Origin of the sequence: Shinella lacus (assembly GCF_010994755.1) — a bacterium.
GTDB classification, from domain to species: domain Bacteria; phylum Pseudomonadota; class Alphaproteobacteria; order Rhizobiales; family Rhizobiaceae; genus Shinella; species Shinella lacus.
The window spans coordinates 681,497-695,155 of the sequence record NZ_WHSB02000003.1 but is presented as its reverse complement, the minus strand read 5'-3'; the positions used below and the strand labels follow the sequence as shown (position 1 = coordinate 695,155).

The following is a 13,659-nucleotide window of genomic DNA, read 5'->3' as shown; positions in this document are numbered from 1 at the left end:
ACAACACGCGCCGCAGGCGCCAAGACCGGAAGGTTTTTCCATGACGTCTCCCTGGCCCGACATCGGCACGCCACTTGAACAGATCCTCACCCCCATGCCTGTGATCGACGAGGACCGGCTCGCCGCCAACATCCGCCGCGCGCAGGCCTATTTCGACGAGCACGGCAAGGCCTTCCGCCCGCATATCAAGACGCACAAGATCGTCGCCGTCGCCGAGGCGCAACGCGCAGCGGGCGCCGTCGGCATCAACTGCCAGAAGATCAGCGAGGCGGAGGTTTTCGCCGATGCCGGCTTCGAGGATATCCTGATCACCTACAACATTCTCGGCGCGGCGAAGCTGGCGCGGCTGCGCGCACTGCACGAGCGGATGGCGCACCTCAGCGTCGTGGCCGACAGCGCGACGACCGTCGACGGCCTCGCCGCCGCCTTCGATGGCGCCCGCCCGCTGACCGTGCTTGTCGAGTGCGATACGGGCGGCCGGCGCTGCGGCGTGCAGACGCCCGAGGCGGCGACGGAACTGGCGGTGCGCATCGCAGCCGCTCCCGCTCTCCGCTTCGGCGGCATCCTCACCTATCCCGCACCGGGCGGCGCAATGGCAGTGGAGGCCTTCATGGCCGAGACAATAGCCTTGCTCGCCGCCAAGGGCATCGACTGCCCGGTGCGTTCCAGCGGCGGCTCGCCGGACCTGTGGAAGTCCCATCTCGTGCCCTCCGCCACGGAGCACCGCGCGGGAACCTATGTCTACAACGACCGCAGCATGGTGCGCGCCGGCCATTGCACGCGCGGCGACCTTGCCATGCACATCCTCGCAACCGTCGTCTCGCGCCCGGCGGAAGACCGAGCGGTGCTCGATGCCGGCTCCAAGGCGCTGACCTCCGACCTGCTCGGCTTCAGCGATTTCGGCGAAATCGAAGGCTACGAGGGTGCGCGCATCGTCTCGCTTTCGGAAGAACATGCCGTGGTCGATATCGGCGACTGCCGGAAGAGCTTTCCCGCCATCGGCAGCGTGGTGCATATCGTGCCCAACCATACCTGCGTCGTCAGCAATCTTTTCGATCGCATGGTCTTCCACCGCAACGGCGTCGTCACCCGCGTGGAGGATGTCGCCGCGCGCGGAACGGTGTGGTGAATTCAACGACAAGAAGCATCGAAGGAGAAACGCCCATGGCTGAAAACGACGCCCCCTTTTTCATCGAGGATACCGACGAGGACGAAATTTCCTCCGACGTCGCCGGCGTCGGCAACCTGCTCGCCACCACGCATATCCCGCTGCGCGCCGATGGCTCGCTGGAGACCGGCGATATCCGCACGCAGAGCATCGCCACGCTGGAGAGCCTGAAAAACTCGCTGGAAAAGGCCGGAAGCAGCCTTGCCGATGTGATCCACCTGACGATCTATCTGACGGACATCGCGGAGCGCCCGGCCTTCAACGAGGTCTACTGCGCCTATTTCAAGAAACCCTATCCCGTCCGCTGCGCCGTCGGCGTCGCGGCACTCGCCGATCCGGAGATGCGGGTGGAGGTGACGGCGCTCGCGGCCCGGCGCAGATAGCCCCGAGCTTGGCAGGGTGCGCCGCCGACCGGGCGGCGCGCTTGCCTTCGGCGCAGGGCAAGCCAATATCCGGGCGCGTTTCAGCGCGTTCATATTTTCTATAAAATTAGTATATTTCAGAAAGCCGTGCCTGCACCGCCGCGTTGACCTTTGTTATCCCTATGGACATCCGGGGTCTCAAGCGGAGCGGACACGATGAATGCGCATGCCGAAAACACTCTTTTCACCACACGCGATACGCCGGTGATCGATCATCCGGCCGATGCCGACCACCTGAAGGCAGCGCTGCGCACGCTGGGCGGCGGCGTCAGCATCATCACGGCAGGCGAGGGCGAGGCCCGCACGGGCGCCACCGTCACCTCGGCGACGGCACTTTCCGTCGAGCCAGCCCGCATGCTCGTCTCCCTCAACCGCTCCTCCTCCACCTGGCCCGTCGTCGAACGCTTCGGCCATCTCGGCATCAACATCGTCGGCGCCGAGCACGAGGCACTCGCCAACCAGTTCGCCGGCCGCGGCGGGCTGCGCGGCGCCGAGCGCTACCGCGGCGGCGAGTGGACCACTGCCGTCAGCGGCGCGCCGTTGCTCGTCGATGCGGTGGCGGCGATCGACTGCGTCGTGGAAGAAGCGATCGAGCGGCACAGCCACATCATCGTCATCGGCAAGGTGCTGGCGATCCGCATCGGCAACGGCCATTCGCTGCTCTACCAGGACGGACGCTATCATGCCGTGTCCCGCTAAAGGCTAAGCCGGCCACCCAACCAGCAATCTCCACTGCCATGACCCGCCGCGGGCGGGACCGCGAACCTGTGGCCTGAAAAGGCCCTTCGAGATGAAGCGAAAGGAAACGAGATGACACGCAAGATCAGGCTTGGCGCATTTCTTCCCGGCGGCGGCCAGCACGTCGCCTCCTGGCGGCATCCCGACCAGCCGGCCGACGGGGCGACCAGCTTCGAATTCCACAAGCGGCTGGCGCTCACCGCCGAACGCGGCCTGTTCGACGCCTATTTCCTCGCCGACAATCTCGCCGTCGGCTTCGGCGGCGCTCGCGAAGGCGGCAATGCACGCATCGCGGGCTTCGAGCCGGTGACGCTGTTTTCCGCGCTCGCACCCTTCACCAAGAACCTCGGCTTCATCGCCACGGCCTCCACGACCTACGAGGAGCCCTACAACACGGCCCGCAAATTCGCCTCGCTGGACCTGATCTCAGGCGGGCGCGCCGGCTGGAACGTCGTCACCACAACGGGCGATCCGACCGCGCAGAACTTCAACCGCGAGACCCAGCTTCCGCACGCTGCGCGCTATCGCCGCGCCGCCGAGCATGTAGACGTGGTCAAGAAGCTCTGGGATAGTTTCGAGGACGACGCCTTCTTGCGCGACAAGGAAAGCGGCGTCTTCTACGACCAGGAGAAGCTGCACGAGAGCGAACACCGCGGTGAGCATTTCCAGGTGCGCGGGCCGCTCAACATCGCCCGCTCGCCGCAGGGCCATCCGGTCATCGTGCAGGCCGGCCAGTCGGACGACGGCCGCGGGCTTGCCGCCGCCACGGCGGAAGTGATCTTCACCGCCCACCAGCACATCGGGACGGCGCAGGAATTCTACCGTGACATCAAGGCGCGCGCCCGCGGCCTCGGCCGCAACCCGGACCATATCCTCATCATGCCCGGCGTCTCCGCCTTCGTCGGCCGCACGCTGGAGGAGGCGCGCGAAAAATACGACCGCCTGACTGCGCTGATCGTCGAGGAGGATGGTGTCGGCCTGCTCAACGGGCTGACCGGTGGCACGCTGGATCTCCGCGGCTACGATCTTGATGGCCCGCTGCCGCCCGCCCCGCCGACGGAAGGCATGAAGAGCAGGCAGGCGCTGATCCGCCAGATCGCCGACGAGAACAATTTCACCATCCGCCAGCTCTACCAGTGGATCGCCTCGGCCCGCGGCCACTACACGATCGTCGGCACGCCCGAGACGATCGTCGATACGCTCCAGGAATGGTTCGAGAACGAGGCCGCCGACGGCTTCAACATCCTGCCGCCATGGCTTCCGACCGCGCTCGACGATTTCGTCGATCTGGTTATCCCCGAGCTTCAGCGCCGCGGCCTGTTCCGCACGGAATACGAGGGCACGACGCTGCGCGAAAACCTCGGCCTGCCGTTCCCCGTCAACCGCTGGGCCGGCGCGCGTTCGGCCGCCCAGGCAGCCGAATAGGGAGGCGTCGATGTCCTACGAAAACGTCAACTCCACGCTCGGCGCCGATTTTCGCCTGCGGCCCAGCGCCACGCCGCGGTTCGCCAGCCAGGTGCAAGCGTTTGTGTCGCCGCTCCTCGCCCGCTACGGCATCGTGCTGGGCTTTCTGGCGCTCTGGCAGATTGCGAGCACGCAAGGCTGGGTCAATCCTTCCGTCTTCCCGCCGCTCGACCTCATCCTCTCCGCCCTGTGGGACAGCCTTGCGAGCGGCGCGCTGCTCGATGATATCGCCATCAGCCTCCAGCGCTCCGGCATCGCCTTTGCCGCCGCCGTGGTAATCGGCATCCCGCTCGGCCTCGTCATGGGCCAGGCGCGCATTGTGGAACAGGCGCTCGACCCGCTGCTGCAATTCTTCCGCCAGACGTCCGCACTCGCGCTCTACCCGGTCTTCATCCTGCTGCTTGGGCTCGGCGAAACCTCGAAGGTCTTCGTCATCTTCTGGGCGACGCTCTTCCCGATCCTGCTGGCGACGATCGGCGGCGTGAAGGAGGTCGATACAAAACTCGTCGAAATGGCCCGCACCTATGGCGCCGGCCGCCTGACGATCTTCCGCCGTGTCGTGCTGCCGGCCTCGGTTCCGGCGATCTTCGTGGGCCTGCGTCTCTCCGCCACCACGGCGCTGCTGCTGTTGATTGCCGCCGAGATGATCGGCGCCAACAAGGGCATCGGCTTCCAGGTGATGAACGCCCAGTACAATTTCCAGATCCCGCTGATGTTCGCCGCGATCCTTCTGCTCGCGCTTCTCGGCCTCGTTGCCAATGCGGTGCTCGTTCTCCTCCAGCGCAGGCTCTGCCGCTGGGCGCAGCCGAACGCCTGATCCCTTACCCTCTTTGTCAAAGGACACCGCCATGACCTTCCATTCGCGAAAGCTCCTCCTCTCCGCAGCCTTCCTTCTCGGCTTTGCCGGCGCCGCTTCGGCGGAAGACGTCAACCTGCGCTACCTCGCCAGCCAAGGCGGCCTGACGGCCCATGAACTCGCCGCCGAACTCGGCTATTTCGAGGGAACCGGCATCACCATCGAGAATGTCGGTTATGCGGCCGGCGGCCCGGCCTCGCTGATCGCGCTCGCCTCCGGCGATGTGGAAATCGGCAGCGCGGCGACCTCCGCTGTGCTCAACGCCATCATCAGCGGCAACGACTTCGTCGCGGCCTACCCGTCGAACGGCATCAACGACGAGGTCCAGTCGATCTTCTACGTGCTGGAAGACAGCCCCATCAAGGATATCAAGGACATTGCCGGCAAGAGCATTGCCGTCAACACGCTCGGCGCCCATCTCGACTACACGATCCGCGAGGCGCTGCATTCGGTCGGCTTGCCGACGGACGGCGCCAACCAGGTCGTCGTGCCGGGTCCGCAGCTGGAACAGGTGCTGCGTTCCGGCCAGGTCGATATTTCCGCCTTCGGCTACTGGCAGACGACCTTCGAAGGCGCGGCGCGGAAGACCGGCGGCCTGCGCGCGATCTTCGACGATACGGACGTGCTCGGCGAAATCGCCGGCGGCTTCGTCGTGCTGAGCCGCGATTTCGTCAAGGCGCATCCGGAAGCGGCAAAGACCTTTGTGGAACAGTCCGCCCGCGCGCTCGACTATGCCCGCGAGCATCCGGAAGAAACCCGCCAGGTCTTTGCAAAGGCTTTGAAGGAACGTGGTGAAAACCCCGACATCGCACAATATTTCCGCGGTTACGGTGTTCGCGCCGGCGGTCTGCCGGTCGAGCGCGACGTGCAGTTCTGGATCGACGTGCTGGTGCGCGAGGGCAAGCTGAAGGAAGGCCAGCTCGCAGCCAAGGACGTGCTCTATTCGCCCGACACAGCCACGAACTGAGGCGAGACCATGAGCCTCGCACCCGCAACGCTCCGCGGAGAGGTGACGATCCGTCACCTCTCGAAGTCCTTCACCCTCGACGGCCGCCCGCTGCCGGTTCTGGCCGATGTCAACCTGCAGGTCCGCTCGGGCGAAAGCCTCGCCATCGTCGGCGCCAGCGGCTCCGGCAAGACGACGCTGCTGCGCATCCTCGCCGGGCTGGACGATGCCGATAGCGGCGAGGTGCTGATCGACGGCCGGGCTGTCAAGGGCGTCGGGTCGGAGCGGGCCGTCATTTTCCAGGAGCCGCGCCTGCTGCCCTGGCTGACCGTGCTCGAAAACGTCGCCTTCGGCCTCGATACCCGCGGCGTGAGCCGGCAGGAGGCGCGAAGCCGGGCGCGGCGCTATGTCCAGCTCGTCGGGCTGCAATCCTTCGAGAACGCCTATCCCCGCCAGCTTTCCGGCGGCATGGCGCAGCGCGTCGGCATTGCCCGGGCCCTTGCCGTCCAGCCGGAAATCCTGCTGCTCGACGAGCCGCTCGGCGCGCTCGACGCCATGACGAAGATCAGCATGCAGCAGGAATTGACCCGCATCTGGCGCGACGAGGACGTGACCACCATCCTCGTCACCCACGATCTGGAGGAGGCGATCTACCTTGCCGACCGCATCCTCATCCTGCCGCGCGAGAAAAACGCCGAGCCGCGGCTGATCGAGATCGACCTGCCGCGCCCGCGCGACCGCAGTTCGCCGGAATTCGTGCGCCACCGCGAGGAATTGCTCCGCCTCTTCGGCTTGCATTGAAACCGGCATTTGACCCTGCCCGCTCCGGCCGATAGACGGACGTCATCCGGCCGGAGCGGGCTTTCTCGCGCCCGGTCGGCGGACAACTTTTCGACGGGGATCCCATGACCGATCTTTTCGACGCCGCACCGCGCACCGGCTCCATGCCACTTGCGGCCGAATTGCGCCCGGCGACGCTGGACGACGTGATCGGGCAGGAGAAGATCATCGGCGAGGGATCGATGCTGCGGCGGCGCATCGCTGCCGGCCGGCTGGGCAGCATCATCCTCTACGGCCCGCCCGGCCTCGGCAAGACGTCCATCGCACGCGCCATCGGCAATATGCTGGGCAAGAGTTTCCGCCCACTGCATGCTGCACACAACAACGTCGCCGACATCCGCAAGATCGCCGACGAGGCGCGCATGCGACCCACTTTGCTCTTCGCCGACGAGGTGCACCGCTTCAGCGCAACGCAGCAGGATCATCTACTGGCACTTTGCGAGGAGGGCGTCGCCGACTTTATCGGAGCGACGACCGGCAACCCTTACCACACACTGACACCCGCGCTCATCTCGCGCTCGACCATCCTCAAGCTGGAGCCGCTCGCCATCGAGGAGATGGAAGAGGTGGTGCGCCGCGGCCTCAGCCATCTGGCGGAGCGCGGCATCGACGTCGTGCTGGAGCCCGCCATGCTGCGCCGTATCGCCGGGCGCTCCGGGGGTGACGCGCGCCGGGCCCTGACGGTGCTGGAAAGCCTCGCGGTCGGACATGCGCCGGGCAAGCCGGTCGTCATCACTGAGGCGATGATCGAGGAGGCCTATGCGGCAGCGCCCGTCAATCATGACCGGTCGGGCGATGCGCATTACGACGTCGTCTCGGCCTTCGTGAAATCGATGCGCGGTTCCGATCCCGATGCGACGCTCTACTGGCTGGCGCGGCTGATCCATGGCGGCGAGGACCCGCGTTACATTGCCCGCCGCATCATGATCCACGCATCGGAAGACGTCGGCCTCGCCGACAACACCGCACTCCAGACCGCTGTCGCGGCGCTGCATGCGGTGGAGAAGATCGGTTATCCCGAAGCGCAGATCATCCTCGCCCATGCGGCACTGCAAGTCGCGCGGGCGCCAAAATCCAATTCCGCCTGCCGCGGCATTTCGCTGGCGCTTGCCCATGTGGCGAAGGAGGCGCCGTCGTCCGTGCCGATGCATCTGCGCGATGCGCATTACAAGGGCGCGGCCGCGCTCGGTCACGTCGGCTATGCCTTCCCGCATGACGACGGCCGTGGCTGGAGCGAGCAAACCTATGCGCCGGACGTATCGCGCGGCAGCTTCTACCAGAGTGACGCCCGCGATGCAGCGACCTTCGAGCGGCGCGCCGACGAACATTGGGACCAGGTGACCGGCCGGCCGACGCCGCGCCGGTTCGGACGCTAAGCTTCGGTAAGGCCCGCACGCACGCGGTTGACGACCGTCCAGGCGAGCAGCACGCAGGCCATCGGCTGGATATGCCAGGTCCAGGCCGGCAGCGTGCCGAAGCCCGCGACCAGCACCCCGAGCGCGCCGAAGAGAAGCGCACGGTCGCTCTTGCCCATGGGTCCCTCGTAGCTGCGCCCGTTGCCATGGGCGACGCCGAGCACGCCGGCAAATTCCGTCAGCGTCGCAAGGAAGACGATGGCCATGAACCATGGCAGCGAAAACGGCGCCACCAACGCGAAGGGGATGTAAAGCGCGGCATCGGAAACCACGTCGGAAATCTCGTTGAGATAGCCGCCGAGCGGGCTCTTCTGGCCGTGTTCGCGGGCCAGCATGCCGTCCACCGCATTGAAGGCCATGCGCAGGAACATCCAGACCGGCACGAGCGCGAAGAGCGCGGGCGCGGGGTTCACGACGAGGAGCGCGCCGATCGCCACCGAGACGACCGCGGCGATCAGCGTCACCTGGTTGGCGGTGACGCCCATGGCCGCCAGCCGGCCGACAAGCGGGCGAAGCATATTCTGGAAGGACGATTTCAGTTTATAGATCGACATGAAAGCTCGAATCCGCTCGATTGCGCTCAACAAATGCAGACGCAACGCCATGAAATCAACTGCAAACATGGCGTCTCATCCGTATAGGTGGGGTGAGCTTTGCATGGGAGAGGGACAGAATGATCGAATCGGCGTTTGCGAGCCATGATGGCGTGGAGCTTTTCTACCGCGCCTGGCCAGCCCGTTCCGGCACCGCGAAGGGCGCGATCGTGCTTTTGCACCGCGGCCACGAGCATGGCGGCCGGGTGGCGCATCTCGTCGAGGAACTCGGGCTCGATGATTTCGCCTTCTACGCCTGGGATGCGCGCGGCCACGGCCGGTCGCCCGGCGAACGCGGCTATTCACCCTCCTTCGCCCATTCGGTGCGCGATCTCGACTGCTTCGTTCGCCATATCAGCGAGACCGGCGGTTTCGCGACGCATCAGATCGCCGTCGTCGCGCAGAGCGTCGGCGCGGTTCTCGCGTCGACCTGGGTGCACGATTATGCGCCGCATATCCGCGCGCTGGTGCTCGCCTCGCCGGCCTTCGATGTGAAGCTCTACGTGCCCTTCGCCAATGAGGGCATCGCGCTCTGGCAGAAGCTCAAGGGCACGTTCTTCGTCAATTCCTACGTCAAGGCGCGCTTCCTGACGCATGATCCTGCGCGCATCGCCTCCTTCGAGAGCGACCCGCTGATCACCCGCCCCATCGCCTCGAACATCCTGCTGGAACTGTATGAGGCCGCAGACCGGGTGGTCGCCGATGCGCGTGCCATCACCGTGCCGACGCAGCTTCTTATCTCCGGCAGCGACTTCGTCGTGCGCCACGCGCCGCAACATCGCTTCTTCGAAAACCTCGGCAGCACGATCAAGGAACGCCACGTCCTGCCCGGCTTCTATCACGACACGCTCGGGGAAAGGGACCGTGCCAAAGCACTGGAAAAAGTGCGCGCCTTCCTCTCCGCGCGTTTTGCCGAGCCGCCGGTGGTGGCGGATATCCGGCAGGCGCATCTTTCCGGCTATACCCGCGACGAGGCCGACCGGCTGGCGACGCCGCTTTCGCTTTTTTCCGCGCGCGGGCTCTATTGGGCCATCACCCGCGCCTCGATCCGCTTTGGCGGCCTCTTCTCCAAGGGCATCGAGACGGGCGTGAAGACAGGCTTCGATTCCGGCTCGACGCTGGATTATGTCTATGAGGACGAGGCGCGCGGGCTCGGCCCTGGCGGCCGGCTCATCGACCGGCAATTCCTCGACGCGATCGGCTGGCGCGGCATCCGCCAGCGCAAGGTCCATCTGCAAGAGCTGATCGGCAGCGCGCTGTCGCGCCTCAAGGCGGAGGGCAAGCCGTTGCGCGTGCTCGACATTGCCGCCGGCCACGGGCGCTACGTGCTCGATGCGGTGGCGGCATCCGAGGCCAAGCCGGAAAACATCCGCCTGCAGGATTATTCGCCGATCAACGTGGAGAAAGGCACGGCGCTGATCGCCGAGCGCGGCCTGCAAGATGTCGCCGCCTTCCACCGGGCCGATGCCTTCGACGGGGAGGGACTGGCGGCCACCGAGCCGCGGCCGACGCTCGCCATCGTCTCCGGCCTCTACGAACTCTTCCCGGACAATGCCCTGATCGAGGCTTCGCTCGCCGGCCTCTCGCGCGCGCTGGAGCCCGGATCGCTGCTCATCTATACCGGCCAGCCCTGGCATCCGCAGCTCGAAATGATCGCCCGCGCGCTCACCTCGCATCGCGGCGGCGAGGCCTGGATCATGCGCCGGCGCACCCAGCAGGAGATGGACCAGCTCGTCGCTGCCGCCGGCTTTCGCAAGATCGAGCAACGCATCGACAAATGGGGCATCTTCACCGTGTCGCTGGCCGAGCGCGTCTGAGGCGAGCATGGGGGAGGGCGTCGCATCCGTTCCAGCCGTCGACCGCCGCGCGGTTTTCCGCGCTGCGGCCCTGTGGCTCGTCTTTCTGGCACCGTTCTTCTACCTGACCTACGGCACGGCGAACTGGCTGGCGTCGCTGAGGACCGACGTGCCGAACCTCGCCTTCGGCTGGGAAAAACACATTCCCTTCATCGCCTGGACGATCCTGCCCTATTGGTCGATCAACGCCTTCTACGCGCTCTCGCTCTTCGTCAACGACACGCCAACGGAGGTCGGCCGGCTGGCGCGGCGATATCTGACGGCGCAGGTCGCCGCCGTCCTCTGCTTCATCGCCTTTCCCTTGCAGGCGATCTTCGTGCGGCCGGAGACGGATGGGCTGCCCGGTTTCATGTTCGACGTGCTCGGCGGCTTCGACAAGCCGTTCAACCAGGCGCCGTCGTTGCATATCGCGCTGCTCGTCATCATCTGGGATCACTGGCGCGTGCGGCTGCGCGGCAAAACACTCGCTCTGTGGCATGTCTGGAGCCTGCTGATCGGCGCTTCCGTGCTGACCACCTGGCAGCACCACGCCATCGACATCCCGACCGGCGCGCTGCTCGGCCTCTTCGCGCTCTGGCTTTTCCCCGCGGACAACCCTTCGCCGCTCGCCGGCTTCCGCCGGACAGACGATGCCAAGGCATGGCGGCTCGCGACCTACTATGCCGCCGGCGCCGCGGCCTTCCTCGTTTTGACCGTGCTCGCGACACTGGATTCCGGGGCAGGGCTGCTGCTGCTCTGGCCGTCGCTCGCGCTCGCCATCGTCGCGGCCGGTTTTGCCGGCGCCGGTGTCGGCGTCTTCCAGAAGCGAGCGGATGGCCGCATCAGCCTTGCGAGCCGCTGGCTGCTCTTACCCTACCGGCTCGGCGCGCGCGCAAATGTCCGCTGGTGGACGCGACGGCTTCCGGCGGCGGTGGAGATTGCGGACGGCGTCTTCCTCGGCCGGGTTCCGAACCGTAGCGAGCTTTCCACCTACGCCGCCGTCATCGACATGGCGGCGGAGCTACCGGGCGTCGTGGCCCCCGGCCTCGCCTGGTATGCCTTCCCGACGCTCGACCTGCTTCCCGTCCCCGCCGCGCGCATCCGCGAAGCGGCTGTTGCGGTGGAGGAAGCCCGGCGGCACGGCCCCGTCCTCATCTGCTGCGCGCTCGGCTTCCAGCGCAGCGTCGTCGTTGCGGCCTGCTGGCTGATCCGGTCGGGCCTTGCGACCGGCGGCGCCGCAGCCGTCGCCCAGATCAAGGCCACGGGGCGCCCCGTGCATATCGCGCTGGAGACCTATGTCGTCATCGAAGAGGCGGCGCGATGACGGAATGGAGCGTGCTGACGGCCGATGCGACCCGCCGCCTGCGGCGCAATGGTTTCATTGGCGGGGCGGTGGCCCTGCTGATCCTCGCCATCGCCCCGCCGACGGCTGGTGCCCATGGTTTTGCCGCGCCGCTCGCCTGGTGGCTGCTGCTCGCCTTCTGCCTAATGCCGCTCGCCCTGTCGGTCCACCTGCTGTTCGATGCCGCCCTGTTCCGGCTCGCCGGGTCGCATGACGAGGAGGCCGTTGGCCTCTCCGCCGTCGACGACGTGCTAGCCCGCATGGGGCTTCGCGCCCGCGACGGCGCACCGGCACCGTTGGCCACGCGCCTTGCAGGCTGCCGCCGGCTCCTCTGGCTGCAACGCACATCGCTGCTCATCGCCGTGGCGCTCTATGCCATCCTGCTCATCGACGCGACGGATGGAGCCTGCCTATGCTGAGCGGCGGCGGGGCCTCCGTGTTGCAAGTCGTGTCCGGTGCGGCCCTTGCCGGCCTTGCGCGCGTCGTCACCGGCGTGCGGCCGATCTGGGCCGGATCGGCACCGACCGGCCGGCAGCGCATCTATTTCGCCAATCATGCAAGCCATGGCGATTTCATCCTGGTCTCGACCTGCCTGCCGCCCGGCGAGCGTGCCCGCACCGCCGCCGTCGCCGGCGCGGACTATTGGAATGCCGGCGCCATCCGCCGCGTCATCGCGAAAAAACTGCTACGCACCGTCCTCGTCGAGCGCAACTGGGTGGAGCGCACCGCCGATCCGATGCAGGTGATGCTCGACGCGCTTGCGGCCGGCGAATCCCTGATCTTCTTTCCCGAGGGCACGCGCAACATGACGGAGGAGCCGCTGCTGCGCTTCCGCTCCGGCCTCTACAATCTCGCGCTCGCCCGGCCGGATGTCGAGCTCGTGCCCTGCTGGATCGAGAACATGTCGCGCGTTCTGCCCAAGGGCGCGGTGCTGCCGGTCCCGCTGCTCTGCCGTGTCGTTTTTGGCGCGCCGCTGACTTTGGAAGAGGGAGAGGACCGCAAGGTCTTTCTCGATCGCGCCCGCCAGTCTCTTCTCCTGCTCGCGCCGCAAAAGGATGTTCACCGATGAGCGAAGACACCACCCGCCTCTTCCTGGGCCTCGTCGCCGTGCTCGTGACGGCGAGCCTCGTCGCGGGCGTACTGTCCTACCGCAGCGAAAAGCCGCTGCCGGCGACGCTCGACAATCTCAATGCCCGCATCAAGGCATGGTGGATCATGGTCGCGGGCATCAGCGTCGCCTTCCTGTTCGGCACCGGCGGCGTCATCCTGCTCTTTGCCTTCGTCTCCTTCGCGGCCCTTCGCGAGTACGTCACCCTCACCAACACGCGCCATGCCGACCGCTGGACGCTGCTCGGCATGTTCCTGGTCGTCATCCCGGTGCAATATTACCTGATCTGGATCGACTGGTATGGGCTCTATTCGATCTTCGTGCCAGTCTACTGCTTCCTCGCCATGCCGGCGCTCACCGCCATTCGCGGCGACACGTCCCGCTTCCTCGAACGGGTCAGCGAGCAGCAATGGGGCATCATGCTGTCGGTCTATTGCATCAGCCATGTGCCGGCGCTGGTGACGCTGCCCATTCCCGGCAACGAGGGCCGCGGCCTGCTCCTGATCGCCTTCCTGATCGCCACCGTCCAGGGCAGCGACGTGCTGCAATACATTTTTGGAAAGCTCTTCGGCCGCCACAAGATCGCACCCAACGTCTCGCCATCAAAAACCTGGGAGGGCCTGATCGGCGGCATTTTGAGCGCCTCAGTGCTGGGCGCCGGCCTCTACTGGCTGACACCCTTTTCGCCGCTCGAAGCGGGTGCCCTTGCGGGGCTCGCCTGCATCATGGGCTTCTTCGGCGGCCTCGTCGCCTCCGCCATCAAGCGCGACCGCGGCGTGAAGGACTGGGGCCACATGATCGAGGGCCATGGCGGCGTGCTCGATCGCGCCGACAGCCTCGTCTTCGCAGCCCCCGTGTTCTTCCATATCGTGCGCTACGCTTGGACCTGACCCAATTCGGGATTGCACTCAAAAAGTGCATCTTCGTATTAA

At 66.3% G+C, this 13,659-nt stretch carries 14 protein-coding genes; 13 read left to right on the top strand and 1 reads right to left on the bottom strand.

What is annotated here, in order from left to right:
- Positions 1 to 40: 40 nt before the first annotated feature.
- The 8 genes from GB927_RS11315 (at position 41) to GB927_RS11280 (ending at position 7,810) form a co-directional block, all read left to right on the top strand.
- The gene (locus GB927_RS11315; protein ID WP_256116929.1) at positions 41 to 1,129 is read left to right on the top strand and encodes a D-TA family PLP-dependent enzyme; all 1,089 of its coding nucleotides are present in this window, start codon (positions 41 to 43) and stop codon (positions 1,127 to 1,129) included.
- Positions 1,130 to 1,164: 35 nt separating this feature from the next.
- Positions 1,165 to 1,551, top strand: coding sequence for a RidA family protein (locus GB927_RS11310; RefSeq protein ID WP_256116928.1), 387 nt, complete (start codon positions 1,165 to 1,167; stop codon positions 1,549 to 1,551).
- Between the two features lie 195 nt (positions 1,552 to 1,746).
- Positions 1,747 to 2,289: a flavin reductase family protein gene (locus GB927_RS11305; protein WP_256116927.1), complete on the top strand. Its 543-nt coding sequence runs from the start codon at positions 1,747 to 1,749 to the stop codon at positions 2,287 to 2,289.
- Positions 2,290 to 2,400: 111 nt separating this feature from the next.
- Positions 2,401 to 3,753 (top strand): LLM class flavin-dependent oxidoreductase, encoded by a 1,353-nt coding sequence (locus GB927_RS11300; protein ID WP_256116926.1) that lies wholly within the window; start codon positions 2,401 to 2,403, stop codon positions 3,751 to 3,753.
- 10 nt (positions 3,754 to 3,763) lie between these two features.
- On the top strand, positions 3,764 to 4,609 hold the full coding sequence (locus GB927_RS11295; RefSeq protein ID WP_256116924.1) for an ABC transporter permease: 846 nt from the start codon (positions 3,764 to 3,766) through the stop codon (positions 4,607 to 4,609).
- Positions 4,610 to 4,640: 31 nt separating this feature from the next.
- Entirely contained in the window at positions 4,641 to 5,615 is a 975-nt protein-coding gene (locus tag GB927_RS11290) for an ABC transporter substrate-binding protein (RefSeq protein WP_256116923.1), read from the top strand.
- 9 nt (positions 5,616 to 5,624) lie between these two features.
- Positions 5,625 to 6,395, top strand: coding sequence for an ABC transporter ATP-binding protein (locus GB927_RS11285; protein WP_256116922.1), 771 nt, complete (start codon positions 5,625 to 5,627; stop codon positions 6,393 to 6,395).
- 104 nt (positions 6,396 to 6,499) lie between these two features.
- Positions 6,500 to 7,810, top strand: coding sequence for a replication-associated recombination protein A (locus GB927_RS11280; protein ID WP_256116921.1), 1,311 nt, complete (start codon positions 6,500 to 6,502; stop codon positions 7,808 to 7,810).
- On the opposite strand, the gene GB927_RS11275 is transcribed toward GB927_RS11280, so the two are convergent.
- Complete coding sequence (locus tag GB927_RS11275) at positions 7,807 to 8,403, bottom strand: CDP-alcohol phosphatidyltransferase family protein (protein ID WP_256116920.1); 597 nt, start codon at positions 8,401 to 8,403, stop codon at positions 7,807 to 7,809. The genes GB927_RS11280 and GB927_RS11275 overlap by 4 nt on opposite strands.
- Before the next feature lie 119 nt (positions 8,404 to 8,522).
- Here GB927_RS11275 and GB927_RS11270 point away from each other — a divergent pair, with 119 nt between their 5' ends.
- Genes GB927_RS11270 through GB927_RS11250 form a run of 5 tightly spaced genes read left to right on the top strand, consistent with a single transcriptional unit; the run spans position 8,523 to position 13,617 of the window.
- Positions 8,523 to 10,259: a bifunctional alpha/beta hydrolase/class I SAM-dependent methyltransferase gene (locus GB927_RS11270; RefSeq protein WP_256116919.1), complete on the top strand. Its 1,737-nt coding sequence runs from the start codon at positions 8,523 to 8,525 to the stop codon at positions 10,257 to 10,259.
- 7 nt (positions 10,260 to 10,266) lie between these two features.
- On the top strand, positions 10,267 to 11,601 hold the full coding sequence (locus GB927_RS11265; protein WP_256116918.1) for a phosphatase PAP2/dual specificity phosphatase family protein: 1,335 nt from the start codon (positions 10,267 to 10,269) through the stop codon (positions 11,599 to 11,601).
- Entirely contained in the window at positions 11,598 to 12,038 is a 441-nt protein-coding gene (locus GB927_RS11260) for a hypothetical protein (protein ID WP_256116917.1), read from the top strand. The genes GB927_RS11265 and GB927_RS11260 overlap by 4 nt, the downstream gene beginning before the upstream one ends.
- The gene (locus tag GB927_RS11255; RefSeq protein WP_256116916.1) at positions 12,032 to 12,688 is read left to right on the top strand and encodes a lysophospholipid acyltransferase family protein; all 657 of its coding nucleotides are present in this window, start codon (positions 12,032 to 12,034) and stop codon (positions 12,686 to 12,688) included. The genes GB927_RS11260 and GB927_RS11255 overlap by 7 nt, the downstream gene beginning before the upstream one ends.
- Entirely contained in the window at positions 12,685 to 13,617 is a 933-nt protein-coding gene (locus tag GB927_RS11250) for a phosphatidate cytidylyltransferase (RefSeq protein WP_256116915.1), read from the top strand. The genes GB927_RS11255 and GB927_RS11250 overlap by 4 nt, the downstream gene beginning before the upstream one ends.
- Positions 13,618 to 13,659: the final 42 nt, after the last annotated feature.